The sequence below is a fragment of the Pseudomonas sp. MWU16-30316 genome (assembly GCF_020515645.1).
GTDB classification, from domain to species: domain Bacteria; phylum Pseudomonadota; class Gammaproteobacteria; order Pseudomonadales; family Pseudomonadaceae; genus Aquipseudomonas; species Aquipseudomonas cerasi.
This window is the reverse complement of record NZ_JAIZAZ010000009.1, coordinates 29,197-54,943: the sequence shown is the minus strand read 5'-3', so window position 1 is coordinate 54,943 and position 25,747 is coordinate 29,197. Positions and strand designations below refer to the sequence as shown.

Below are 25,747 nucleotides of genomic sequence, written 5' to 3'. Positions count from 1 at the left end.
GGCTGCGGCCCCGCTAATCAGGAATTTATCGATGGACAGCAGCGCAGCTTTTTCCAACCCTACAAAGCTTCGTGCTGATCTGCTTCGTGGTCGCCTCGATGTCAGCGTCGATTCGTCGACCATCGCTCCGGATTCACTGTTCGGCTTCGCCGAGCGGCGTAACCCCAAGCGCGCGTTTCTCTTCGTGTCCCGAGTCTTGGGGCGCCATATCCCTGCGCGTCCAGGCGTGATGCTGAAAAGTTTTCAGGACCTGGCGCACAAGATCCCCGCAGACCTGCCCGGCCCGGTGCTGGTCATCGGCATGGCCGAAACGGCTGTCGGCCTTGGTGCCGGCGTACACCGTGCCTATAGCGCAACGCGCCCGGATGCCTTGTACATGGTCAGCACGCGCCATCCGACCGGCAGTGCACTGTTTGCCCGCTTTGAAGAAGAGCACAGCCACGCCAGCGCTCATCTGATCCACCTGCCCGTCGATCCGGCGTTACGCGAGATGATGCTCGGTGCCCGTTCGCTGGTGCTGGTCGATGACGAGGCGTCCACAGGCAAGACCTTCATCAACCTGCATCAAGCGTTGGTTGACGCCGGCTTGAGCAAAATCGAGCGGGTGGTGACCTGTGTGCTCACCGACTGGTCGGCGGGCGCGGTCAGTACCTCGATGGGCGCAGTGGCAGAACAGGTTTCGCTGCTGCAAGGCTCTTACTTCTTCGATGAAGACTTAAGCGCGCCGCTGCCTGAGATGCCGGAAGTCGGCACCGTTGCCATGGGTGACTGGCCGCTGGTCACCGCCAACGATTGGGGACGCATGGGTGTGCTCTCGGTGGCCGATACGCTGGCACCCGGTATTACCATCAAAAAGGGCGAGCGCATTCTGGTGGTTGGCACCAGCGAATTCGTCTGGCGTCCGTTCCTGCTCGCCGAGCGTCTGGAGAAAGCCGGAGCCGACGTGCACTTCAGCTCCACCAGCCGTTCACCGATTGCACTCGGTCACGCCATCGGCCATGCGCTGTCGTTCTCCGACAACTATGGCCTGGGCATTCCCAACTTCCTCTACAACGTGCGGCCGGGTCAGTTCGACCGGGTGCTGATCTGTACCGAAACCCCAAGGCAGGCGGTGCCTGCCGAGTTGATCGAAGCACTGAACGCCGAGGTCATCTGCGATGAGTAACGACCGCCCGCTGATCTTCGTCGATCTGGACGACACCCTGTTCCAGACCGCGCGCAAAACGCCGGCTGACATTGAAAAGCACGTCGCAACGCTGGACATCTCTGGTAATGCCAATGGCTACATGACCAATGTGCAGAAGTCGTTCGCGCACTGGCTGCTGGCGCATTCCGATGTGGTGCCGGTGACGGCGCGCAGTGTCGAGGCCTACAGCCGGGTCAAACTGCCGTTCACCGCAGGTGCGATCTGCTCCCATGGTGGCGTGATGCTCGATGTCATGGGACGGCTGGACCATGACTGGAACGAACAGATGAAACAGACCCTGGCCAGTTACCAGTCGCGTCTGCATGAGCTGTCGGCGACGACACTGGCGATCGGTCAGGAGCTGGGGTTTTCATTGCGCGGCTGGGTGGTCGAAGAGGCGCAGTTGTTCCACTACGTGGTGACCAAGCACAACGAGAGCGATGACAGCATCCTCGGCAAAGTGCTGGCCGAAGTGCAGGCGCGTGGCTTGCTCGACGGCATGCATATTCATGGTAACGGCAACAATCTGGCCTTTCTGCCCGAAGGGCTGGCCAAGCGTTACGCGGTTCAGGAATGGCTGCGACGCGACAAGGCGATCAATGGCGAACGCCCGGTGCTCGGTTTTGGCGACAGCATTACCGATCTGGGTTTCATGGAAGAGTGCCACTGGTGGGCGACGCCTGCCCGCAGTCAGTTGGCGAAAATGTTTGTCGGAGCCGCGCATGAGTGATCCCGTTCACGGGCTCGATACGGTCGGTAGTGGCAGTTACCTGCACGACGACGTGCATTTTCTGTTGCGCGGCGTGGCGATGCAGACCACCAGCGTCGAGGAGAAGGAGCGCCTGATTCAGACGCGACAGAAGCACTATTCGGAAATGATCAGCGAGGAGTCAGCGCCCAGCGTCGCTCACAAGGCGCTGTATGAGCGGGCGCTTAAGCAGAACGGCGCGCGCATGGCCGAAGATGTACAGGCTCTGGCCCAGGCGCTTGACCGCGCGTGCACAGGCGCTGAAATCATTCTGGTGTCGTTCGTGCGCGCCGGTCTGCCGCTGGGTGTGCTGTTGCGACGGGCGCTGATCGATCTGGGCCGCGAAGCGCACCACTACGGCATCAGTATCGTCCGTGATCGCGGCATTGATACGGTGGCGCTTGAAGCCATTATTCAGGCCCACGGCGCGCAGAACATCGTGTTCGTCGACGGCTGGACCGGCAAGGGCGCGATTTCGGGGGAGATCCGTCGCAGTCTGGCGGGCGATACGCGCTTTCCGGATCAGCCACGGCTGGTGGTGCTGGCCGATCCGTGCGGCAGTGCCTGGCTGGCAGCGTCGGCAGAGGACTGGGTGATTCCGTCCGGCATTCTCGGTGCCACGGTGTCCGGTCTGGTGTCGCGCTCTATCTGGCCGACGGACGGCGGGCTGCACGGTTGCGTGGTGTACGAGCAGTTGCGCGACCACGACGTCACGCAGTCTTTTATTGAACAGATCGACAGCCAGCGTCGTCAAAACAGTTCTACGCTCACACTGACACCCTGGACGCTGCCTCAGCGAACCGAACTCAAGGCCGCCGCATTACAAGTGGTCGACCGTCTGGCCGAGCGCTTCGGGATCAATAACTTCAATCGCATCAAGCCGGGCATTGCCGAAGCCACCAGAGCGGTCATGCGCCGCGTGCCGGATCATGTACTGGTGCGCAACCTGGCTGACAGCGACGTGCAATTGCTGTTGCACCTGACCGAAAAAGCGGGGATTCCCGTCGAAGAAGTTGGCGATCTCCTGGGGCCCTATCGGGCCGTGACCATCATTCGGAGTCTGAGCTAATGGCCTTATTCTCGCCTTATGCGCTGGGGGCAACGCTGTACATGCCCGCGACCCGGGACGACATTGTCGACGTGGTGTTCGGTGAAAAGATTCCCGAGCTGCGTTCGCTGGTCGTCTGTCTGGAAGACGCCGTAGCACTGACCGATGTCGACACGGCGTTGCTCAATCTTCGTCAGGTACTCACCCGTATCCGTGATCGTGGCGGTCGTCCGGCCGACGGTCCGCTGCTGTTCGTGCGTCCAAGAGACGCTGCGATGGCGCGAATTCTCAACGACTGGCCGCTGATGGCGCACGTCGACGGTTTCGTTGTTCCCAAGCTCTCGCTGAAAAGTCTGACGAACTGGGAGCAGGCCGTCACCAACCCGGCGCTGGCGTTGATGCCTACACTGGAAACCCCTGAAGTGTTCAATCCGACAGCGATGGTCGAGCTGGGGGAAGCCTTGAAGGCCAGTCTTTGCGAGCGGATCATTGCGCTGCGCATCGGGGGCAATGACCTGATGGGCTGCCTGGGGCTGCGCCGTAATCCGGCCATGACCCTGTATTCGACGCCGATGGGGTATGTCATCCCCATGCTGGCGGGTGTCATGGGTTCGCAGGGCTTTGCGCTTACCGCTCCGGTGTTCGAGCAACTGGCTACTCCGGACATTCTGGAGCATGAGCTGGCGCTGGATATTACCAATGGATTGGTCGGTAAAACGGCAATTCACCCCTCGCAGGTCAATATCATTCAGAATGCGCTACGCGTCAGTCTGGAGGACATCAACTCCGCCCGGATGATTTTGAACTCTGTGGCCCCCGCAGTGTTCAAGTACAACGACGCGATGTGTGAACCGGCTACCCACTATAAATGGGCAACCCACATCATGGAGCGCGCCAAATGGCATGGAGTGTTATCCGCACCCGCTTCGATCATGGATGCCAGCATTCGACTCGCTGAGGCAGTTAGCTAGATGATAGAACCTGACCTTGAAACCGTAGAACCCGATCTTGAACCAGCAGGACCCGACCTTGAAATCGAAGTTGAACAACGCCTGTTGGCGGTTTTCGATTTTGACGGGACCATCACCCGACACGACAGCTTCGTGCCGTTTCTCAAGTTCGCCTTTGGGCAACGAGCCTTCTCTGTGCGTATGGCCCGGCTGGTATTGCCGAGCATCGGCTTTCTTGCCAAGCGCGTGACCCGCGACGAACTGAAAGGCCGCCTGATCAAGGCCTTCCTCAGTGGCGTCGAAGTGCAGTGGCTGCAGCAGAAGGCTGAAGCGTTCTGCCAGTCGCACTGGAAACGCCTGATGCGTCCTGCCGCGCTGGAGTCCATTGCCGCTGAAATCGAGAAGGGTGCCATTGTCACGCTTTGTTCAGCATCGCCTGCTATGGTCCTGCAACCTTTTGCTGATCGCCTGAAAGTAGAGCTGATCGGTACCAATCTGGAAGTGATCGACGGCAAGCTGACCGGCTTGATCGAAGGCAGCAACTGCCGTTGCGACTCGAAAGTTGCACGCCTGGAGAGCGTTTACGGGCCATTGACCCAGTTCCGGGTTCGCGCCTGGGGCGACACCCGAGGTGACCACGAATTGCTCGCCGCTGCTCAGGATGCGCACTGGCGTTTGTTCCATCCGACGTGGCGTAGAGGCCGCTATAAAGGCCCCGTTAACGCCAAGTTACACAATCCTGATGGCAAAGACGGGCCAACACGGTAAGGCTGTAACACTTTTATCCGAAATCCAACGTCACATGGAGCGAAAAATGGCACTCACTTTGGCAAAGAACCAGACGATCTCACTCGAGAAAACTGCTGGTACAGGCCTCAAGAAAGTCAGCATGGGACTTGGATGGGACCCTGAAAAAGCCAGTGGTTTCTTCGGTAAATTGCTCGGTGGTGGCGGCGGCGATATCGACCTGGATGCCTCGTGCATCATGCTCGACGCCGACAAAAAGCCCCTCGATCTGGTCTGGTTCCGCCAGTTGCAATCGCGTGACGGTGCCATTCAGCATTCGGGTGACAACCGTACCGGCGAAGGCGCGGGCGACGACGAAACCATCAGCGTCGATCTGGAAAAACTGCCTGCCACGGTCAAATACCTGGTGTTCACCGTCAATTCGTTCACCGGTCAGAATTTCGAAAAAGTCGCCAACGCCTACTGCCGTATTGTCGACCTGGGCAGCCGTAACGAACTGGGCCGCTTTGATCTGTCCGAAAAAGGCCAGCACACCGGCGTGGTGATGTCCTATCTGGCGCGCACCCCTGCAGGTTGGGATTTCACCGCAGTAGGGCAGGTCACCAATGGCCGTACTGCAGATGATCTGGTCGAGCTGGCGATCGGGGCTGTACGCGCATGACCCAACTTGTTCCGGGCGCCAACGCGCCGGTCGCTGCGGGCCCGCTGACGGTGGAAGTTATTTACTCTCCGCTCGCGGATGCGGATATCGATGTGTCTGCGTTCCTGCTGACCGGTTCCGGCAAGGTCCGTGGCGATCAGGACATGTGTTTCTACGGCCAGAAAAGCGTGAACGGCGGTGCGCTGCAGCAGACGGAAGCGTCAGCCGGACGCGCAGTGTTCAGTCTTGATCCGAGCCGTCTGGACTCGGTCATCGAGAAGGTGGCCCTGACGGCGACCATCTATGAGAACAAGGCCAGTTTTGGCAGCGTGTCGCGCCTGGCCTTGAACATCACCGGTGGTATCGAAGCCGATATCCCTACCAGCGGCATGAAAGAAACCGCGTTGATTCTGGGCGAGTTCTACCTGCGTCAGGGGGCATGGAAGTTCCGTTGCGTGGCCCAGGGTTTTGCTGGCGGCCTTGAGCCATTGGCAAAAAACTTCGGCGTTGAAGTCGCCGCGCCGCAGGATCAGCCTGCACCTGCACCTGCACCTGCACCTGCACCTGCACCTGCACCTGTTCCAGCGCCTGTGCCCAAGTCGACCGTCAGTCTGAGCAAGATTACGCTCGACAAGACCCGTGCTTCGATCAGTCTGGAAAAATCCAGTGCCGGTTTCGGTGAGATTAGGGTCAACCTGAACTGGAACCGTCGTAACGACAGCAAGGGCGGTGGCTTCTTCTCTATGAAGAAGAGCAATGCCATCGACCTTGATGTAGGCTGCCTCTTCGAAATGCAGGACGGTCTCAAAGGCGCTGTTCAGGCGCTGGGCAACTCGTTCGGTTCGCTCAACACCGAGCCGTTCATCAAGTTGATGGGCGATGACCGTACCGGCTCGATCAGCGACGGTGAGTGGCTGCATATCAATGGCGCGCACTGGAGCAAGATCCGTCGCATTCTGGTCTACGCGTTCATCTATGAAGGTGCGCCGAACTGGAAGGAAACCGACGGGGTCGTCACCATTCACGCGCCGGGCCAGCCGCCCATCGAGGTTCGCCTCAATGAAGAGGGCGGTCGCCAGGGCATGTGTGCCATTGCCCTGCTGGAAAATGACAACGGTGCGGTCAAGGTGACGCGTCGTGTGGATTTCCATAACGGCCACAGCAACATGGATAAAGCCTACGGATGGGGCATGCGCTGGGCTGCAGGTTCCAAGTAAACATACCGTGGTATTTCTGGGCTGGCTGTGCCGCCTCATGGGAGATAGACATGCTGGACTGGTTGAAAACAAACGCAACAGCTGCTCGCGACAAGCTGGCTTCGGAAGTCTCGAAGTTCAAGAATCGCGAATTCATGGAGGCTGTGGTTTCCGGCTGTGCTCTGGTATCGGCCGCAGACGGTGATATCAGCTCCAGTGAAAAGCAGAAAATGGCCGGCTTCATTCAGAACTCTCAGGAACTGAAAGTTTTCGACATGAAGGACGTCATCCAGGGCTTCCAGGAAGCCTGCTCAAAGTTCGAGTTCGATTTTGAAATTGGTCGTGCCGAGGCCTTGAAAACCATCGGCAAGATCAAAAAGAAAGAAGATGCAGCCCGTTTGCTGGTGCGCGTCTGCTGTGCTATCGGCGGCGCCGATGGCAGCTTCGATGAGAAAGAGCGGGAAGTCTGCCGCACGATCTGTCGAGAGCTTGGCCTCAACCCGTCCGATTTCGACCTGTAATTTTTTACCCTAAGGAACGCAGTTAAATGGAAAGCACCTCTCTAGGCTTCCCTCCACTCACGATGGCGGTTTTCGTCGGTCTGGCCGTTACGGCCATGGCTATCGACATGTTCTCCCACCGCGGAAACAAGCCAATCACCCTCGCGCAAGCCTCGGCGTGGTCGATTTTCTGGGTCGCCATTTCGCTGGCCTTCGCCGGTTTCCTGTATGTCCAGCACGGCTCTGAAGTCGCCACGCTGTTCGTGACCGGTTACGCGCTGGAAAAAGTGTTGAGCGTCGACAACCTGTTCGTGTTCATGGCGTTGTTCTCCTGGTTCAAGATTCCGGATGGCCTGCGCCACCGCGTTCTGTACTGGGGCATCATCGGCGCCATCGTCTTCCGCGGCATCTTCGTCGCCATCGGTACCGGCCTTCTGGCGCTGGGTCCATGGGTCGAAGTGGTGTTTGCGGTCATCGTTGCCTGGACAGCCATCATGATGCTCAGGGCGGGCGATGACGACGACGAAGAAGTCGACTACTCGCAACACATGGCTTATCGCTTCGCCAAGAAGCTGTTCCCGGTGTGGCCAAAACTGCACGGCAGCAACTTCTTCGTTCGTCGCTCGGTTCTCGAGCAGGAAGTCAAAAAGCCTGAAAACGCCGGTATCACGCTGGCGGCCAAAGGCGCTCTGTTCGCGACCCCGCTGTTCCTGTGTCTGGTTGTGGCGGAAATCTCCGACGTGCTGTTCGCGTTCGACTCCGTGCCTGCAATCATCGCCGTGAGCCGCGAGCCGCTGATCGTATTCTCGGCCATGCTGTTCGCGATTCTAGGTCTGCGTACCCTGTACTTCGTTCTGGAAGCCCTCAAGCGCTACCTGGTGCACCTGGAGAAAGCGGTTATCGCCTTGCTGTTCTTCATCGCCGTCAAACTGGGCCTGAATGCAACCAACCACCTGTTCCATCACGGTTACGAGATCAGCGCCAACACCAGCCTGCTGGTTGTGGTCGTCGTATTGATCATCGGTATCGTTGCAAGCCTGCTCTTCCCGGGCAAAGACGAATCCGCGGAAGAAAAAGCGTAAACACTGGATAAAGGAGATAAACGAATCATGGCTTTGACTCTGCAAAAAGGTGGCAACCTTTCGCTGTCGAAAACCGACCCTACCCTGACCAACGTATTGATCGGTCTGGGCTGGGATCCGCGAGCCACTGACGGACAGGATTTCGACCTGGACGCCAGCGCATTCCTGTTGGCCGCCAATGGCAAGGTCCGCAGTGAAGCTGACTTCATTTTCTACAACCAGCTCAAGAGCGCCGACGGTTCTGTCGAGCACACCGGTGACAACCGTACCGGTGCTGGCGACGGCGATGACGAAGTCCTCAAGGTCGATCTGGCCCGTGTCCCTGCCGATGTGGAGAAAGTTGTTTTCGTCGTGACCATTCACGACGCAGACAGCCGCAAGCAGAACTTCGGTCAGGTGGGTGGCTCGTTCATTCGCGTATTGAATGAGCAGTCAGGTTCTGAAGTTGTTCGCTATGACCTGGCAGAAGACGCTTCCACTGAAACCGCGATGATTTTCGCCGAACTGTACCGCAACAATGGCGAGTGGAAGTTCCGCGCCGTGGGTAGCGGTTTTGCCGGTGGACTGAAAGCCGTGGCCAACTCTTTCGGCATGAATTTCTGATTCACGCCCAACCACTTTTCTGGAAAGGATCAAGAACATGGCAGTAAGTCTGAGTAAAGGCGGCAACGTTTCCCTGTCCAAAGAGGCTCCTGGCCTGACAGAAATCACCGTGGGCCTGGGCTGGGATCCGCGTGTGACCGATGGCACCGAGTTCGACCTGGATGCTTCGATCTTCATCGTTGGCGAAAATGGCAAAGTGCTGGACGACAGCAGCTTCATTTTCTACAACAACAAGAAGTCGGCTGATGGTTCGGTCGAGCACCTGGGCGATAACCGTTCAGGCGCTGGCGAAGGCGATGACGAGTCGGTAACGGTCAAGCTCACTGGCCTGGCAGCAGCAGTGAAGAAGCTGGTTTTCGCGGTTACCATCCATTCCGCTGAAGAGCGCAAGCAAAGCTTTGGCCAGGTTTCCAACGCTTACATCCGCGTTGTGAACAAGGCTGACGGCAAGGAAGTTGCTCGTTACGACCTGTCGGAAGATGCATCGACCGAAACCGCGATGATCTTCGGCGAGTTGTATCGCAATGGCGAAGAGTTCAAGTTCAAGGCCATTGGCCAGGGCTTTGCCGGCGGTCTGAAGCCGTTGGCAGAAGCTCACGGCGTGGCAATCGGCTAAACCCGAGCAGCGCCCAATAAAAACCCCCGCCAGCGATGGCGGGGGTTTTTTATTGGGTGCTGATTACCGCTATCGTTCCGCACGCTCCAGCGTGGGAATGCATGTCGCGTCGCTCTGCGTCGTCAAGAGGACGCGGAGCGTCCGGAAAGGCATGCGACGCAGAGCGCCGCACGATAGTTGCAAGTGCGCAGCACAGTCTTCGGTCCAATAACGTAGTGCTGAAGTTAACGTTCGCTTCTGCCCACACCCGATGGTCCAGCGGCCAGCATGCGCCCGGCCAGTCGGGAGAAGGGCAGGCTTTGCAGCCATACTGTGCCGGGGCCGGTCAGTCTGGCGAAGAAAACCCCTTCGCCGCCGAACAGCATCGACTTGATGCCGCCACCGACCGTGCGGATATCGTAATCGACGGTCTGGGTCATGGCTGCCAGGCAGCCGGTGTCGACGTCCAGCGCTTCGCCTGCCGCCAGTTCGATCTTGCGCACCGTGCCGCCCATGTGCACGAACACCCAGCCGTCACCTTCCAGCTTTTGCAGGATGAAACCTTCGCCCCCGAACAGGCCGGTGAGGATTTTCTTCTGGAACTGGATACCGATGGAGACGCCCTTGGCGCCAGCCAGAAAACTGTCTTTCTGACAGATCAGCCTGCCGCCGAAGTCGCGCAGGTTGAGCGGCAGTATCGTGCCGGGGTAGGGCGCTGCAAACGCCACGCGGCCCTTGCCTGAACCCTGTTGCGAAAACACCGTAGTGAACAGGCTCTCGCCGGTCAGCATGCGCTTGCCTGCACCGAACAGCGAACCCAGCAGCCCGGACGATTGATTGCTGCCGTCGCCGAAGATGGTCTCCATCTGCACGTCGCAGGTCTTGTACATCATCGCTCCGGCTTCGGCGACGGCGCTTTCGCCAGGGTCAAGCTCCAGTTCGATGAACTGGGTTTCCGTGCCGTACAGCTTGAAGTCCACGCCATCGGTGGTCTGCGCCAGGCCATAGCCGCCCGAGGCGTTCGGGTCGGGCGTAAACGAAGGGCGTCTGGCGGGCACAGAGGCCGGCGCGGGTGTCGGGGCTGCCTGCGCCGGCAGCGCGGACGGCCTGGGCTGGATCATGTCCGGCGTCGGATCAGGAAAAGGCGTCACCCCGTCCTTCTTCATGGCGCGCACCTGCGGCACCTGATAGATCGGCTGCCAGTCCGGCATGCCCTGCTTCCAGCACCACGCGCCGGGCGACTCACGGGCAATCAGCCGCGCAGCATCCGCGTCCATCGGGCCGAGTTGCTTGCCCGCGTTCATCACAAACCATTGTTCCAAAGCGTCTACTCCCGAGCGAATAGTGACAGTTGGCTGTGCGCGATGTGTCAGAGGCTCAGGCGCATGGACAGGTCCACGGCTTTCACGTCCTTGGTCATCGCACCGATGGAAATGTAATCGACACCCGTTTCTGCAATCACCCGCAGGGTGTCGTCATTGATGCCGCCGCTGGCTTCAAGGCTGGCACGGCCTGCGGTAAGGCGCACAGCCTCGCGCATGTCATCAAGGCTCAATTCATCGAGCATGATGATGTCGGCGCCTGCGTCCAGCGCCTGCCTGAGCTCACTCAGGCTTTCCACCTCGACTTCAACAGGCTTGCCGGGGGCAATTCGGTGCGCCGCTTCTATTGCCTGAGCGATGCCGCCACAGGCTGCGATATGGTTTTCCTTGATCAGAAACGCGTCGTACAGCCCGATGCGATGGTTATGACAGCCGCCGCAGGTGACCGCGTATTTCTGCGCCAGGCGCAGGCCCGGCAGGGTCTTGCGGGTATCCAGCAGTTTGACCTGAGTGCCCGCGACCATGTCCGCGAAGTACTGCGCCCGGGTGGCCACTCCCGAGAGCATCTGCAGAAAATTGAGCGCGCTGCGTTCGCCGGTCAACAGCGAGCGGGCCGGGCCTTCAAGGTGAAACAGCGCCTGATTGGGACTGACACGGTCGCCATCGGTCACTTGCCAGTGCACGGCGACGCGCGGGTCCAGTTGCCGGAAGACCGCATCGACCCAGGCAGTACCGGCGATCACCGCTGCATCGCGGGAAATGATAGTGGCCTTGGCCAGCCGTTCTGCCGGAATCAATTGGGCGGTGATATCGCCGCTGCCGACATCCTCCAGCAATGCGCGACGCACATTGGCCTCGATCTCGGCGGTCAGGTCGGCAATTCGTAAATTCGGCATAGCGGGCTCCAGTAGCAAAGTCGTTCGAGTATAAGGCACCGCATCCCGCTTACCCACCTGCGCCATGCCAGGGTGTTACCCCTGTAAACGTGCAGTTGGTCGGTTTGGCAAATTCGTTTGCGATGGAAAGCGAATATCGCGGTCTATCGCTGCACATGAATGCCTTGCCGCTTCATTCGCGAGAGTGAAAGAAAGTCTCACTGGCGTTGATGACAAGTTTTGAAAGATAATCCGACTTGTAATTGACGCCATGAGTTTGACGTTGTGCAAGGCCAAGGGGGTCGCTTCACAGTGCGAGGGTAACAAGCCACGTTTGTGATGGGGTTCAGGTTGTTTCCTGTCAGGGGGTGTAATGCCAAACGACGAAAAAGTAGTGCCGTTGAGCAAATCGTTCCCTTTGCAGGGGGCGGGTACTCCGTTGGCCCGGTTACCCGTTGTGTTGTTGCAGGTTCGCGACAAGGCGGCCCAGCAGCTCAAGGATGCATTGCAGGCGTTGTTCGATAACGCCGACGATACGCTGTTCGAAATGGCTGACCGCGCCCGCAGCAACACTGAGCAGAACATCTTTTTTGAAGCCATGCGTGACCTGCGCCTCAAGCGCAAAAGCATAGAACGTGGCTTCCTCGACAAGTTCTACGAGTCCTTTCTGGTCCTGGGCCAGTATCAGATTCAGGAGCCTGTGCTTCCGGCCCCTGTGTCCTTCGACAAGCTGTCGCTGGTGCACAACGACGATCTCGAGAAGACCGTGGCCGTGGACGCTATGGTCAGCAAGGTCATGAGCCGTGACGCCCTCGCTCTGGGGCAGCTCACTGCACGCCTGAACGTGCTCATTCCGCAAGCCATTGCCGAAGACTCCAACCCCCTGGGGCCGGCGATGCTGTGCAGGTTCTTTCTGGACGCCGGGCGTAGCCTTGGCGTCGAGATCAAGGTCAAACTGATCATTCTCAAACTGTTCGAGAAGTATGTCCTGGCCAATACGGACGACCTGTACAGCGAAGCCAATCAGTTGCTGATTGCCACAGGTGTATTACCGAACATGAAAGCATTGCCGGCCCGTCGTTCATCCGACAGGGCGGCGCCCAGAAGTCGTGTCTCCGAGATGTCCGACCCTGCCCTGAACGAAGCCGCCGACAAGCTCGACAAGGGTGTGCAGGAGGTCTTCTCGGCCTTGCAGGAACTGCTTCTGCACGTGCGCGGTAATCTCGCGCCGCGTCATGAGCCCAACGCCGAAGTGCGTCCGATTTCCAGCCGGGACCTGCTGCGCCTGCTGTCTCACCTGCAGCAATATGTGCCGTCGCAGGACACTTCAGACGATTTCGACCTGCGCAATCAGTTGGAACAACTGCTGACGCGAGTCAACGTCAAGACCGGCAAATCCAGAATCGTCGGTGTCGGTGACGAGGACGTCATCAACCTGATCGCCATGCTGTTCGAGTTCATTCTCGATGACCGCAACCTGACGCCTTCATTGCGTGCTTTGATCGGGCGTCTGCAGATTCCGATGCTCAAAGTGGCGGTCATCGACAAAAGCTTCTTCAGCCGCGGCAGTCATCCTGCCCGTCGCCTGCTTAACGAAATTGCCACTGCCGCATTGGGCTGGGGCGGTCGTGACGACTATCAGCGCGACTCGCTGTATCAGCGTGTCGAGCAGATCGTGCAGCGCCTGCTCAATGATTTTGTCGATGACCCGGCAATTTTTTCCGAGTTGCTGGCGGATTTTCTGGCCTTCACCAGTGACGAGCGTCGCCGCAGCGAGTTGCTCGAGCAGCGCACCCGCGATGCCGAAGAAGGGCGCGCCCGAGCCGAATTGGCCAGGCAGCAGGTGCAGCATGAACTGAATCAGCGCCTATTGGGCAAAACCTTGCCCGAGGTGGTTGTGCGGCTGTTGCAGGAGGCCTGGAGCAAGGTCCTGCTGTTGACCTGTCTCAAGCATGGCGAAGAGTCCAGCGAGTGGCAGGCCGGGCTGGAGACCATGGACGAGTTGATCTGGAGCGTCGAGCTGCACGACGACCCGCAGGCTCTGCAGCGCTTGCTGGAGCTGGTTCCGGGACTGCTCAAGTCGCTGCGTGATGGCTTGACCAGCGCCGCGTTCGACCCGTTTGCCACCAGCGAATTCTTCAGCCAGCTGGAGTCGCTGCATGTCCAGGCTTTCCAGCACTTCTCGCGCTTGCAGGAAGGCGAGGGCGATACCGTTCAGGCAGACGGCCTGGCCGTCGAAGGCCCGCCGATGATGGCGGTGGTCGAGGAAATCGTTCTGATTACTCCTGAAGAGCAGATGCTCAATGAACCGGTGGTTCAGCTACCCGACGACGATGCAGGCCTGCAGATGGTCGACAAGTTGCGGGTCGGTTGCTGGGTCGAGATTCAGGAAGATGAAGAGCACAAGCTGCGTTGCAAGTTGACCGCGATTGTCGAGCCTACCGGACGTTATGTGTTCGTCAATCGTACCGGCATGAAGGTTCTGGAAAAGACCCGCACCGGCCTTGCCGTCGAATTTCGTCGCGGTGCGGTGCGTATTCTCGACGACGCGCTACTCTTCGATCGGGCTCTGGAGTCCGTCATCAGCAACCTGCGCAACCTCAAGGGCGCCTGATTGACTGATTAAAGCTATCGTTCGTCTGCGCTGCTGATCGTCAGGCAGCCGATTGACCAGCGTGCCGACGCCTCGCGTCGGCACGTGCCAGTGACGCTCCGTCACAGATCCCTGCATCTACGGCGTGTTTCCTACATCGCGGATCCGTACCCTAACCCCCACGTCAGCTGCTGTCACGGGCATAATCAGCGCTACTTATTTACCCCCGTTCAAGGAGCATTCATGCAACTGGACTCCGCAAGCGGCTGGTGCGACGGCGTGCAGCATTGCCCCTCGCCCAACTTCAATGCGCGACCCGAAGGCGAAATCTCGCTGCTGGTGATCCACAACATCAGCCTGCCGCCAGCGCAATTCAAGACCGGCAAGGTGCAGGCTTTCTTTCAGAACCGGCTCGACACCGACGAGCATCCCTACTTTGTGGGGATTGCCGATCTGCGCGTTTCAGCGCATTTTCTGATTGAACGTGATGGCGAGGTCATTCAGTTCGTCTCTTGTCTTGATCGTGCGTGGCACGCCGGCGTTTCCTGTTTTCAGGGCCGGGAAGGGTGTAATGACTTTTCTGTCGGCATCGAACTGGAGGGGACGGATGACCAGCCTTTCACCGATGCGCAATACGACGCGCTGATCGACCTGACGCGACAGTTGCGCCAGGCATTCGAGGCGATCACCCCCGAGCGTATCTGTGGTCACAGTGACGTGGCGCCGGGACGCAAGACTGATCCTGGGCCCTGTTTTGACTGGGCCAGGTTTCGAGCGGCTTTGCTGGATTGATGTGAGGGACGAACAATGAGTTTTCTGGTGCTACTGCTGGCCGTTCTTATCGAAAAGTTTTCTGCCCTGCGTCAGCGCGTTCAGCGTGACGGGCCGTGGCTGAAAGAACTGGCAAAGCTCGAGGCCAGCCCGCGGACCTCGACACGTCCCTGGTTGATGCTGGCGCTGCTGGTGCTCGTGCCCGTGCTGATCCTGCAACTGGCGCTGACCATCATCGGCTCGGTAGCCTATGGCTGGCTGGTTCTGCCCATTCACCTGCTGGTGTTGATCTACAGCCTTGGCCGGGTGGATCTGGTCGCGGTGCTCGGGCCGTTTCGTGATGCCTGCCGACGCGGCGATGCGCAGGCTGCAGTGCACGTGGCCGAGCGCGACATGGGCGTGCAGGCGGACAACAGCGAGCAATTGCTGCAGGGTGTGCAGGGCTACCTGCTCTGGCAGGCGTTTCAGAGTTTCTTCGCCGTGATTTTCTGGTACTTCGTACTCGGCCCGGTGGCTGCGTTGGCCTACAGGCTATTGGCACTTGCTGCCGAGCACGGCAAGACTCCAGCACTGGTCGAGCGCGCAGGGCAGTTGCGCCATGCCTTTGACTGGGTGCCGGTCAGGTTGCTCGCCGCCAGCTTCGCATTAGTCGGCAATTTTGTGGCGGTCACCCGGGTGATGCTGCATGAACTGCTGAACTGGAACATCAGTGCTGCGCAATTGATTACGCGCGTTGGCTGCGCCGCCAGCGAGGTTCCGCCGCCGATGATGGGCGCGCAGGGCGTCACCGGCCTCGACATGCTCTGGGAGCTGCTGGTACGTGCTGCGGTGGTCTGGTACGCAGGGTTTGCGCTGTGGACCCTTCTGCTCTGATCCGATCCTGGCCGCACGGGTCAGGCAGGTGACATCAGGTGTGTGACAGGCGAGGCCAGTCGAACAGTTCGCAGGCGTTGTCCGTACTCGCTTGGGCCAGTCGCTGGGGGCTGATCTTCATCAGCTCCGCGATGGCCTCGCAAATGTAGGGCAAGTGCTGCGGGCTGTTGCGCTGGTAGGGATGCATGGCGGGCGCCATGTCCGGTGAGTCGGTTTCCAGCACCACGCTGTCCAGCGGCAGTTCGGCGATGACCCGATGCATGCGCAGTGCCTGCGGCCAGGTCGCCGCTCCGCCCAGACCCAGTTTGAACCCCAGTTTGATGTATTCGCGTGCCTCTTCGCGGCTGCCGGCAAAGGCGTGAATGATGCCGCTGCGTTTTGGTTTGTGGCGCTTGAGCGTCGAGATCACATCGGCATGGCTGCGGCGCACGTGCAGCAAGGCGGGCAGGTTGAAGTCCGCTGCCAGCTGCAATTGCGCGTCAAAGAGCGTCTGCTGACGCGCCTTGTCCGGGCGCTCTACGTAATAATCCAGACCGATCTCACCCACCGCACATAACTGCGGATGGCCTTTCAGGCGCGTCAGCCAGTTGCCCAGCTCGGTCAGGTGTTCGGTACGGTGCTCATCGATGTACACCGGATGCATGCCGAACGCTGCGTGCAGGGCGGGATTGGCTTCGGTCAGTTCCCAGAGCCGCTGCCAGTTACGCTGATACACCCCAAGCACCACCATGCGCTCAACGCCAAGCGTCAGACAGTTGTCCAGAACCTGAGCGCGGTCGGCATCGAAATCCGGAAAATCCAGGTGGGTATGGGTATCGATCAGCGTCACAGTCACGCCTCGTGAATACGTTGCTTGAAAGCCCTGGCAATCGCATGCACGCCGGGCTGGTAATCGTCCTTCTCGATAGCGGCCAGCGCCAGTTGCAGGGCCTTGTCGGCGATCAACTGGTGTTGCTGGGCCATGGCGTTGACGGGCAACGGCAGAAAATCGAGCAACTGCGTATCGCCGAAGGTGCCCAGATGCAGTGGAGGCGATTGCAGCACCTGACTTTGCAGCACATCGAACACGCCTTGCAGCAGCACATAAGACGTTGTGATCAACGCGTCCGGAAAATGTCCCTGGCGCTGTAGCAGTTCGGTCATCAAACGCTGACCACACTGGCGGCTGAACGCTTCGCCGTGCTCGATGATGGTGGCGCCGGTAAACCCGTCGAGTGCATGTTCGAAGCCGGCTGCACGCGCGCGACTGATGCTCAGTTCAGGGCGTGCGCCGATCAGGGCGATATGTCGCGGTCGGGTTTGCAGGAGGCTGTGGGTCAGTTGCTGGCAGGCGTCATGGTCATCGCTGACCACCGAGCAGAAAAACTCGGGATTCATTTCCCGGTCGATGGCGATGATCGGCGTGCCCTTGAGCTGCAATTCCCGGTAACTGTCGTCACCGGTCGGCAGGCAGCTGGCCACCAGCAGCGCGTCGCAACGGCGGGCGCGGAACAGCTGCAACAGTTGCAGTTCGCTGGCGGGGTCGTCATCGGAGCTGGCGATCAGCAATTGATAACCGAGGCTGCGCGCGCCTTGCTCGAGCAATTTGGCAATGCGTGCATAGCTGGGGTTTTCCAGGTCGGGCAGGATGAAGCCCAGTGTCTTGCTGTGGCGGCTGCGCAGACCCGCCGCTTGCGGGTTGGGTCGGAAGTCGTGCTGCTCGACCACGGCTTTGACACGCTCGACCGTTGCCGGACTGATGCGCTGTTTTTCGGCCTTGCCATTGATCACGTAACTGGCCGTAGTGACAGAAACACCTGCCAGACGTGCGATATCGCTCAGTTTCACCCCGGAATTTCCTTTTATTAGGTACGCGGCTCAGGACAATCGAGTTATTTTTTTCATGGCGCTGATCTTTACACCAGACCGTAGGAAATTCCCAAGTACTTCACGTATTTTGGGAATTGTCCCACAGTGATCGCGCCGTCCGGGCTTCAATGAATCCGCAGAATCGAGTAACGTGCCGGGCAATTCTAGATTAAACGATTCAGCACGCCTGTTGTCTGCTGCAATCGAGATGAAAGTGATGTCCGATACGATGCTCGGAAAGATATCACCCTCATCCCCCCTAAGCTGTCGATCACGTGATCGTCATTAAAACAAGAATCAGGTGGCGCCTTGGCGCTGCACAGGAGTCAAGGCAATGCTCGAACTCACTCTGGAGCAAATATCCATGGCCCAGTCGGCTGTGGATAAAACTGCCGCACTTAAGCTGATTGCCGACCACCTGGTCGCTGATGGTCTGGTTGCCGAGGGCTACCTCACCGGGCTGATGAACCGTGAGCAGCAAGGCTCGACCTTTCTCGGTCAGGGCATCGCCATCCCACACGGTACACCCGAAACCCGCGACCTGGTGTTCACCACCGGTGTGCGTCTGATGCAGTTCCCCGAAGGGGTGGACTGGGGCGACGGACAAATGGTTTACCTGGCGATTGGTATCGCTGCCAAATCCGACGAGCACTTGCGTTTGCTGCAACTGCTGACGCGCGCACTGGGTGAAGAGGACCTCGGCCAGGCGCTGCGCGAAGCGAAGACCCCGGAAGACCTGCTCAAGCTATTGCAGGGGGCTCCGCAGGAACTGGCACTCGACGCCCAGATGATCAGCCTCGGCGTTTCGGCCGACGATTTCGAAGAACTGGTCTGGCGCGGCGCACGCCTGTTGCGCAAGGCCGACTGCGTGAGCAACGGTTTTGCCGCCGTGCTCCAGCAAGTGGAAGCGTTGTCGCTGGGTGATGGCCTCTGGTGGCTGCACAGCGAGCAAACCGTCAAGCGTCCCGGTCTGGCGTTCGTCACCCCCGACAAACCCATGCGCTACCTGGGTCAGCCGCTGACCGGTCTGTTCTGCCTGGCCAGCCTCGGTGAGGCGCATCAGGCGCTGCTCGAGCGTCTGTGTCTGTTGCTGATCGAAGGCCGTGGCCACGAGTTGGGTCACGCCACCAACAGTCGCGCCGTGCTGGAGGCGCTCGGCGGCGAACTGCCCGCCGAGTGGCCGACCCGGCAGATTCAGCTGGCCAACGCCCATGGCCTGCACGCTCGCCCGGCGAAGATACTGGCGCAGCTGGCCAAGGAGTTTGACGGCGAGATCCGCATGCGTGTGCTGGAAACCGGCGAAGCCGCCGTGTCGGCCAAGAGCCTGAGCAAGCTGCTCAGCCTCGGTGCGCGCCGTGGTCAGACGCTGGAATTCATTGCCGAGCCGACCATCGCCGACGACGCGTTGCCAGCCCTGATCGCTGCCGTTGAGCAAGGTCTGGGCGAGGAAGTCGAACCCTTGCCTGCTGTCTCGCAGACCGAGGCTGCGCCAGCGCCGGCCCCGGCGGCTGCCAAACCGCTCAGCGCTCCGCCAGCAGGCAGCGTGTTGCAGGCCGTTTCTGCTTCACCGGGCATTGCCATGGGGCCGGCGCATATTCAAGTGCTGCAAAGCTTCGATTATCCCCAGCGGGGTGAGTCGGTGGCTGTCGAGCGCGAGCGCTTGCACAAGGCGATTGGCGAAGTACGCAGCGATATCGAAAATCTCATTCAGCGCAGCAAATCAAAGGCCATCCGGGAAATCTTCATCACCCACCAGGAGATGCTCGAAGACCCGGAACTGACCAACGAAGTCGAGGTGCGCCTCAATAACGACGAAAGCGCGGCGGCTGCGTGGGCCACGGTCATCGAGACCGCTGCCGTTCAGCAGGAACAGCTACAGGACGCGTTGCTGGCCGAGCGCGCCGCAGACCTGCGTGACGTCGGTCGCCGCGTACTGGCGCAGATCTGTGGCGTCGAAACCGTTGCGGCCCCGGACGAACCCTACATTCTGGTGATGGACGAAGTCGGCCCGTCCGACGTTGCCCGTCTCGACCCGGCGCAGGTCGCCGGTATTCTCACCGCACGTGGCGGTGCCACCGCGCACAGCGCCATCGTGGCGCGTGCGCTGGGCATTCCTGCACTGGTAGGGGCTGGTGATGAAGTGTTGCTGCTCAAGCCGGGCACCGTACTGCTGCTCGACAGCCAGCGCGGACGGCTGACCGTCGCGCCTGACGAGGCGACTCTGCAGCGCGCAGTTCAGGACCGTGACGCGCGTGAGCAGCGTCTCAAGGCGGCAGCCGAAGCACGCATGGAGCCCGCCGTGACGCGCGATGGTCATGCTGTCGAAGTCTTCGCCAATATCGGCGACAGCACCGGCACACCGGCCGCCGTGGAGCAGGGCGCGGAAGGCGTCGGCCTGCTGCGTACCGAACTGCTGTTCATGGCGCATTCCCAGGCGCCCGATGAAGCTACGCAGGAAGCTGAATACCGCCGCGTGCTGACCGATCTGGGCGGGCGTCCGCTGGTGGTGCGTACGCTGGACGTCGGTGGCGACAAGCCGCTGCCTTACTGGCCGATCGCCAAAGAGGAAAACCCGTTCCTCGGCGTCCGCGGTATCCGTCTTACCCTGCAGCGCCCTGACATCATGGAAAGCCAGCTTCGCGCCCTGTTGCGTTCGGCAGACAGCGGCCCGCTGCGCATCATGTTCCCGATGATTGGCACGCTTGAAGAGTGGCGTCAGGCGCGGGACATGACCCAGCGCCTGCGCGAGGAAATTCCGGTCAGCGACCTGCAACTGGGGATCATGATCGAGGTGCCATCGGCGGCGCTGATCGCTCCGGTGCTGGCGAAGGAAGTGGACTTCTTCAGCATCGGCACCAATGACCTGACGCAATACACCATGGCCATCGACCGCGGCCACCCGACGCTGTCGGCCCAGGCTGACGGCCTGCACCCGTCGGTGCTGCAACTGATCGACATGACCGTGCGCGCTGCGCATGCCAACGGCAAATGGGTGGGCGTGTGCGGTGAGCTGGCTGCAGACCCGCTGGCCGTGCCGATTCTGGTCGGTCTGGGCGTGGATGAATTGAGTGTTTCGGCGCGCAGCATTGGCGAGGTCAAGGCCTGCGTACGTGAACTGACCCTGAGCAGCGCTCAGCAACTGGCGCAAAATGCGCTGACGGCGGGCAGCGCCGCTGAAGTCCGCGCGCTTGTGGAGGCTGTGTAATGGCGAAGATTCTTACCCTGACCATGAACCCGGCGCTGGACCTGACTGTGCAGTTGGGGCAGTTGGAGCTGGGCCAGGTCAACCGCAGCACGGCGATGCTCACTCACGCCGCGGGCAAAGGCCTGAATGTGGCGCAGGTGCTGGCTGATCTGGGCCATGACCTGACCGTTGCCGGTTTTCTCGGTGTCGATAATCAGCAAGCGTTCGAGGCGTTGTTCGAGCGCCGTCAGTTCGTCGACGAGTTTGTCCGGGTGCCGGGCGAAACGCGCAGTAACATCAAGCTGGCCGAAGGCAGTGGCCGCATCACCGACTTGAACGGCCCGGGCCCCCAGGTCAGTGAAGAGGCTCAGCAAGCGCTGTTCACTCGCGTTGAACAGATCGCTCAGGGTTTCGACGTGGTGGTCGTGGCGGGCAGTCTGCCGCGCGGTGTCACGCCGGAGTGGCTGCAAAAACTGTTGCTGATGCTCAAGGACCTCGGTCTGAAAGTGGCGCTGGACAGCAGTGGTCTGGCCTTGCGTGCCGGTCTGAAGGCCGGGCCCTGGCTGATCAAACCCAATACCGAAGAGCTGGCTGATGCGCTCGACGCACCGATCATCTCCATCGCTGCACAAGCCGAGGCGGCTGCGCGTTTGCAGGCGCAGGGCATCGAGCATGTGGTGATCTCTCAAGGCTCCGAAGGCGTGCACTGGTTCAGCCCGAGCGTGGCACTGCATTCACTGCCGCCCAAGGTCACCGTGGCCAGTACGGTCGGTGCGGGTGACTCGCTGCTGGCAGGCATGGTGCACGGCTTGATCAGCGGTCAAGAGCCGCAGAAGACCTTGCGCACTGCCACAGCGATTGCCGCCATGGCGGTGACCCAGATCGGTTTCGGCATCACCGATGCCGCGCAACTCAAACGGCTTGAAGGCGGCGTCACTGTACGCAGCCTTTCAGAACAATAAGAGAGGATCGTCATGAAGTTAGCCATAGTTACGGCCTGCCCGAACGGCAAGGTCAGCAGCGTACTCAGCGCACGATTGCTCGAAGCGGCGGCCCTGCGCCAGGGCTGGGAAACCAGCGTCGAAATCATCGATCCCAATAAGGCCGATCAGCACTTGTCCGCTCAGGACATCGAAGCCGCCGATCTTGTCCTGGTGGTCAATACCGGTCCGGTGGACCTGAGCCGCTTTGTCGGCAAACGCCTGTTTCAGGATTCGCCTGCGCATGCGTTGCAGGATGTCGACAGTTTTCTGCAGCGCGCCGAGCGAGAAGCGCAGGTGCATGTGGCGTCCGAAGCAGCGGCGCCTCAGGCAAGCGGTGATACGGACGCGCAACCGCGCATCGTTGCGATCACGGCTTGTCCGACCGGCGTCGCGCACACGTTCATGGCGGCCGAAGCGATCCAGCAGGCTGCCAAGCGTCTGAATTACGACCTGCAAGTCGAAACCCAGGGTTCGGTCGGTGCGCGCAACCCGCTCAGCGCCAAGGCCATCGCCGATGCCGACGTGGTGCTGCTGGCGGCGGATATCGAGGTCAATACCGACCGCTTTGCCGGCAAGAAGATCTACCGTTGCGGCACCGGGATCGCCCTCAAGCAGTCCGAGGCGACCCTGAAAAAAGCCTTGGCGGAAGGGCAGGTGGAATCCGATGAGGCCACCGCCAAGTCACCCGCCAGACAAGAAAAGACGGGCGTCTACAAGCACCTGCTGACCGGCGTGTCGTTCATGCTGCCGATGGTCGTGGCGGGCGGGCTGTTGATCGCTCTTTCCTTCGTGTTCGGTATCACCGCGTTCAAAGAGCCGGGTACGCTGGCTGCGGCACTGATGCAGATCGGTGGGGAAGCGGCGTTCAAACTGATGGTGCCGTTGCTGGCCGGTTACATCGCCTATTCGATTGCTGACCGTCCGGGGCTGGCACCCGGCATGATCGGTGGTCTGTTGGCAAGTACGCTGGGTGCCGGTTTCATTGGCGGTATCGTTGCAGGCTTTCTGGCCGGTTACAGTGCTGCCGCGATCAACCGCTACGCACGTCTGCCGGCCAGTGTCGAAGCGCTCAAGCCGATTCTGATCATCCCGTTGCTGTCGAGCCTGTTCACCGGTCTGGTGATGATTTACGTGGTCGGCAAGCCGGTTGCCGGGATGCTCGAAGCCTTGACGCACTTCCTCGACAGCATGGGCACCACCAACGCGATCCTGTTGGGCGTGGTGCTGGGCGCAATGATGTGCGTCGACCTCGGTGGGCCGATCAACAAGGCGTCCTATGCGTTCTCGGTCGGTTTGCTGGCGTCCCAGAGCTACGCGCCGATGGCCACAGCGATGGCTGCCGGTATGGTGCCGCCCATCGGCATGGGCATCGCCACGATCCTGGCTCGCCGCAAGTTCGCCCAGAGCGAGCGTGAAGCAGGCAAGGCGGCGTTCGTGCTGGGGCTGTGCTTCATCTCGGAAGGTGCCATTCCCTTCGCTGCCAAGGACCCGTTGCGGGTGATTCCGGCCAGTGTCGTGGGCGGCGCGCTGACGGGTGCGTTGTCGATGTACTTCGGTTGCAAGCTGATGGCACCGCATGGTGGCCTGTTCGTGATGTTGATCCCCAACGCGATCAACCATGCGCTGCTTTATCTGGTGGCGATCATCGCCGGCAGTGTGCTGACCGGCGTGATTTACGCGCTGATCAAGCGTCCGGAGCCTGCTGACATGGAAGTGGCGCCCGCAGCCGCCTGATGATGCAAGGCGCGGGCTGTCCCGCGCCTTCTGCCTGCCCTAGCGCTCCAGCGCCAGGGCAACCCCCTGACCACCACCGATGCACAGCGTGGCCAGGCCCTTCTTCACATCGCGCCTGATCATCTCGTGCAGCAGTGTCACCAGCACGCGGCAGCCCGACGCGCCAATGGGGTGGCCAAGGGCGATAGCGCCACCATTCACGTTGAGCTTCTGCGGATCCAGCCCCAGCTCCTTGCCCACCGACAGGGACTGTGCGGCAAAGGCTTCGTTGGCTTCGATAAGGTCCAGTTCGGCCAGCGACCAGCCAGCCTTGTCCAGGCAGCGACGCGTGGCACTGACCGGCCCGATGCCCATGATGGCCGGGTCGACACCGGCGTTGGCATACGCGGCGATGCGCGCCAGCACCGGCAAACCCAGTTGCTCGGCCTTGGCGGCACTCATCAGCATCACGGCGGCAGCCCCGTCGTTCAGCGACGAGGCATTGCCGGCGGTGACCGTGCCGTCCTTTTTGAAGGCGGGCTTGAGCTTGGCAAGGGTCTCGGCGGTGGTGCCGGCGCGGGGCTGCTCGTCTGTTGCAAAGGACAGCGGATCACCCTTGCGCTGGGGGATCAGGATTGGCGTGATCTCATCGGCGAAGCGTCCGGCTTCAATCGCAGCCATCGCCTTTTGCTGAGACAAGGCGGCGAACTCGTCCTGGGCTTCACGACTGATATCGTACTGCTGCGCGAGGTTCTCGGCGGTGATGCCCATGTGGTAATCATTGAATGCATCCCACAGGCCGTCAGTGATCATTGTATCGACCATGCTGGCGTGGCCCATGCGCAGACCGGTGCGCGCGCCCGGCAGCACGTAGTTGGACAGGCTCATGTTTTCCTGGCCGCCGGCGATGATGATCTCGGCGTCGCCGCAGCGGATCGCCTGGGTCGCCAGGTGCAGGGCCTTGAGGCCGGAGCCGCAGACCTTGTTCAGGGTCATGGCCGGTACCGAGAAGGGCAGGCCGGCCTTGATGGCTGCCTGTCGCGCCGGGTTCTGACCAGCGCCTGCGGTCAGCACCTGACCCATGATGACTTCATCGACCTGCGCGCCGTCCACGCCGGTGCGGGCAAGCAGTTGACGAATGACCGCTGCGCCGAGGTCGACTGCGGCGACAGAGGCCAGTGAGCCCTGAAAGCTGCCCACGGCGGTACGGGTGGCGGCGACGATAACGACGTCGAGCATGGTGCTGATCCTCATTGTTATTGAGCGCTCATGGTGGCACAGATAGGCAGGCAGGTTCCAACCGTGAACCGCTCGGTCACGGTTTGCCGCAAACCGTCACGTATGGTTCAAACGTCCATGCGGCGCCTGGCACGTTGCGCCGATCCGTCGCGCACGGCCCAGCGCAGAATGGGCGCAGTGTTATTGACGCCCAGGCGGATCATCCGGCGTTTGAAGGGGCTTTGCGTGATGTCGAGCATGTCACTGGCCCAGTCCGGCAGCAGATCGATACCGGCGCGCATCATCAACACGCCAAACGGCTTGGCCAGCCAGTTGGGGGCAGGCGCGTCAAGCAGCAGGCGCAGCACTTCGCGGCTGCGTGCGTCACAGACCAGTTGGCCACGAATGTCTGCCAGATAGTCAGCGATGGCCTGATGCGAGCGTGGAACGTTGTGTGCACCGAGTCGCTCGGCAACCAGCGCTGTTTCAGCGTAATACGCGTCCTGATCGGCGAGCGACATATCCGGGTTGAGGTAGCGCAGATGGGCTGCGAGAAAGCTGCTGACTTCAGCCACATGCACCCAGGTCAGCAAATCCGGATCGCTGGCGGCATACGGCCGACCATCGGGCGCGGTGCCGACGATGTTGAGGTGAATGGTGCGGACCTTGTCGATCAGCCAGTTGGCATCTCGCGTTGAGCCATAGGTGGTGCCGGACAGAAACTGCCCGGTACGGCGCAGGCGGCCGAGCATGTCCTGACGAAAGTTGGAGTGGTCCCAGATGCCCGCCAGTGCCAGCGGGTGCAAAGCCTGCAGCATCAATGCGCTGATGCCGCCGACCAGCATGCTGGTGAAATCGCCATGCACCTTCCAGCACACCGCCTGAGGGCCAAACAGGCCCGGATCGCCCTTGGGGCTTTCCAGATCAAGTTGACCCAGCGCCAGGCCGGTAAGGCTGATGACCTGGGTTTCGATGCGGGTGCGGATGAATTCCATGTCGTGCTCAGGGCATCGGGGGAGGGCGTGGATAAAACTGACTGAAGCTCTCATGCCAAGCGCGCAGCGCTCACTGT

Annotated in this window: 23 protein-coding genes; 17 read left to right on the top strand and 6 right to left on the bottom strand. The window is 60.5% G+C overall.

The features are described from left to right. Positions 1–31 precede the first annotated feature (31 nt). Genes LCH65_RS23335 through LCH65_RS23285 form a run of 11 tightly spaced genes read left to right on the top strand, consistent with a single transcriptional unit; the run spans position 32 to position 9,316 of the window. Positions 32–1,165, top strand: coding sequence for a phosphoribosyltransferase domain-containing protein (locus LCH65_RS23335; protein WP_046719955.1), 1,134 nt, complete (start codon positions 32–34; stop codon positions 1,163–1,165). Further along, complete coding sequence (locus LCH65_RS23330; RefSeq protein ID WP_003430718.1) at positions 1,158–1,916, top strand: hypothetical protein; 759 nt, start codon at positions 1,158–1,160, stop codon at positions 1,914–1,916. The genes LCH65_RS23335 and LCH65_RS23330 overlap by 8 nt, the downstream gene beginning before the upstream one ends. Beyond that, on the top strand, positions 1,909–3,003 hold the full coding sequence (locus LCH65_RS23325) for a cysteine protease StiP family protein (protein ID WP_226439836.1): 1,095 nt from the start codon (positions 1,909–1,911) through the stop codon (positions 3,001–3,003). Before LCH65_RS23330 ends, LCH65_RS23325 begins: the two co-directional genes overlap by 8 nt. Continuing rightward, the gene (locus LCH65_RS23320; RefSeq protein WP_072367064.1) at positions 3,003–3,953 is read left to right on the top strand and encodes an HpcH/HpaI aldolase/citrate lyase family protein; all 951 of its coding nucleotides are present in this window, start codon (positions 3,003–3,005) and stop codon (positions 3,951–3,953) included. The genes LCH65_RS23325 and LCH65_RS23320 overlap by 1 nt, the downstream gene beginning before the upstream one ends. Further along, the gene (locus LCH65_RS23315; RefSeq protein ID WP_003371292.1) at positions 3,954–4,700 is read left to right on the top strand and encodes an HAD-IB family hydrolase; all 747 of its coding nucleotides are present in this window, start codon (positions 3,954–3,956) and stop codon (positions 4,698–4,700) included. A gap of 46 nt (positions 4,701–4,746) precedes the next feature. Continuing rightward, positions 4,747–5,340, top strand: coding sequence for a TerD family protein (locus tag LCH65_RS23310; protein ID WP_002552034.1), 594 nt, complete (start codon positions 4,747–4,749; stop codon positions 5,338–5,340). Beyond that, positions 5,337–6,536 (top strand): TerD family protein, encoded by a 1,200-nt coding sequence (locus LCH65_RS23305; protein WP_065349044.1) that lies wholly within the window; start codon positions 5,337–5,339, stop codon positions 6,534–6,536. Before LCH65_RS23310 ends, LCH65_RS23305 begins: the two co-directional genes overlap by 4 nt. A gap of 50 nt (positions 6,537–6,586) precedes the next feature. After that, positions 6,587–7,036 (top strand): tellurite resistance TerB family protein, encoded by a 450-nt coding sequence (locus LCH65_RS23300; protein WP_003371299.1) that lies wholly within the window; start codon positions 6,587–6,589, stop codon positions 7,034–7,036. A 26-nt stretch (positions 7,037–7,062) separates the two neighbouring features. Continuing rightward, complete coding sequence (locus LCH65_RS23295) at positions 7,063–8,097, top strand: TerC/Alx family metal homeostasis membrane protein (protein WP_003371301.1); 1,035 nt, start codon at positions 7,063–7,065, stop codon at positions 8,095–8,097. 27 nt (positions 8,098–8,124) lie between these two features. Next, entirely contained in the window at positions 8,125–8,700 is a 576-nt protein-coding gene (locus LCH65_RS23290; RefSeq protein WP_003371302.1) for a TerD family protein, read from the top strand. Positions 8,701–8,737: 37 nt separating this feature from the next. Further along, the gene (locus LCH65_RS23285; protein WP_003371304.1) at positions 8,738–9,316 is read left to right on the top strand and encodes a TerD family protein; all 579 of its coding nucleotides are present in this window, start codon (positions 8,738–8,740) and stop codon (positions 9,314–9,316) included. 224 nt (positions 9,317–9,540) lie between these two features. Here the strand turns inward: LCH65_RS23285 and LCH65_RS23280 are convergent, their stop codons facing one another. Next, positions 9,541–10,617, bottom strand: a complete 1,077-nt coding sequence (locus LCH65_RS23280) for a TIGR00266 family protein (protein WP_003430709.1) — start codon at positions 10,615–10,617, stop codon at positions 9,541–9,543. Between the two features lie 47 nt (positions 10,618–10,664). Next, positions 10,665–11,513, bottom strand: a complete 849-nt coding sequence (gene nadC / locus LCH65_RS23275) for a carboxylating nicotinate-nucleotide diphosphorylase (protein ID WP_044310142.1) — start codon at positions 11,511–11,513, stop codon at positions 10,665–10,667. Between the two features lie 352 nt (positions 11,514–11,865). Here nadC and LCH65_RS23270 point away from each other — a divergent pair, with 352 nt between their 5' ends. From LCH65_RS23270 to ampE, 3 genes are all read left to right on the top strand, one after another. Next, positions 11,866–14,106, top strand: coding sequence for a DUF1631 domain-containing protein (locus LCH65_RS23270; RefSeq protein WP_044310143.1), 2,241 nt, complete (start codon positions 11,866–11,868; stop codon positions 14,104–14,106). Positions 14,107–14,328: 222 nt separating this feature from the next. Continuing rightward, positions 14,329–14,877: a 1,6-anhydro-N-acetylmuramyl-L-alanine amidase AmpD gene (ampD, locus tag LCH65_RS23265; RefSeq protein WP_072367067.1), complete on the top strand. Its 549-nt coding sequence runs from the start codon at positions 14,329–14,331 to the stop codon at positions 14,875–14,877. A 15-nt stretch (positions 14,878–14,892) separates the two neighbouring features. Next, complete coding sequence (gene ampE / locus LCH65_RS23260; protein WP_003371314.1) at positions 14,893–15,729, top strand: regulatory signaling modulator protein AmpE; 837 nt, start codon at positions 14,893–14,895, stop codon at positions 15,727–15,729. A gap of 34 nt (positions 15,730–15,763) precedes the next feature. Here the strand turns inward: ampE and LCH65_RS23255 are convergent, their stop codons facing one another. Both LCH65_RS23255 and cra read right to left on the bottom strand, forming a co-directional pair. Next, on the bottom strand, positions 15,764–16,564 hold the full coding sequence (locus tag LCH65_RS23255) for a TatD family hydrolase (protein ID WP_226439835.1): 801 nt from the start codon (positions 16,562–16,564) through the stop codon (positions 15,764–15,766). Beyond that, positions 16,561–17,556 carry a catabolite repressor/activator gene (gene cra, locus LCH65_RS23250; protein ID WP_003371318.1) on the bottom strand — a complete coding sequence of 332 codons (996 nt, stop codon included), beginning with the start codon at positions 17,554–17,556 and terminating at the stop codon, positions 16,561–16,563. Before cra ends, LCH65_RS23255 begins: the two co-directional genes overlap by 4 nt. A 355-nt stretch (positions 17,557–17,911) precedes the next feature. Between cra and ptsP the strand changes: the two genes are divergently transcribed. Genes ptsP through LCH65_RS23235 form a run of 3 tightly spaced genes read left to right on the top strand, consistent with a single transcriptional unit; the run spans position 17,912 to position 23,478 of the window. After that, positions 17,912–20,782 (top strand): phosphoenolpyruvate--protein phosphotransferase, encoded by a 2,871-nt coding sequence (gene ptsP, locus LCH65_RS23245; RefSeq protein WP_226439834.1) that lies wholly within the window; start codon positions 17,912–17,914, stop codon positions 20,780–20,782. Next, positions 20,782–21,723, top strand: coding sequence for a 1-phosphofructokinase (gene pfkB / locus LCH65_RS23240; protein ID WP_003430696.1), 942 nt, complete (start codon positions 20,782–20,784; stop codon positions 21,721–21,723). Before ptsP ends, pfkB begins: the two co-directional genes overlap by 1 nt. 12 nt (positions 21,724–21,735) lie before the next feature. After that, positions 21,736–23,478, top strand: a complete 1,743-nt coding sequence (locus tag LCH65_RS23235; RefSeq protein ID WP_226439833.1) for a PTS fructose-like transporter subunit IIB — start codon at positions 21,736–21,738, stop codon at positions 23,476–23,478. Positions 23,479–23,517: 39 nt separating this feature from the next. On the opposite strand, the gene LCH65_RS23230 is transcribed toward LCH65_RS23235, so the two are convergent. Further along, a complete protein-coding gene (locus tag LCH65_RS23230) occupies positions 23,518–24,696 on the bottom strand; it encodes an acetyl-CoA C-acetyltransferase (RefSeq protein ID WP_044310162.1) in 1,179 nt (392 codons plus the stop codon). Between the two features lie 107 nt (positions 24,697–24,803). Next, positions 24,804–25,670: an oxygenase MpaB family protein gene (locus LCH65_RS23225; protein WP_226439832.1), complete on the bottom strand. Its 867-nt coding sequence runs from the start codon at positions 25,668–25,670 to the stop codon at positions 24,804–24,806. Positions 25,671–25,747: the final 77 nt, after the last annotated feature.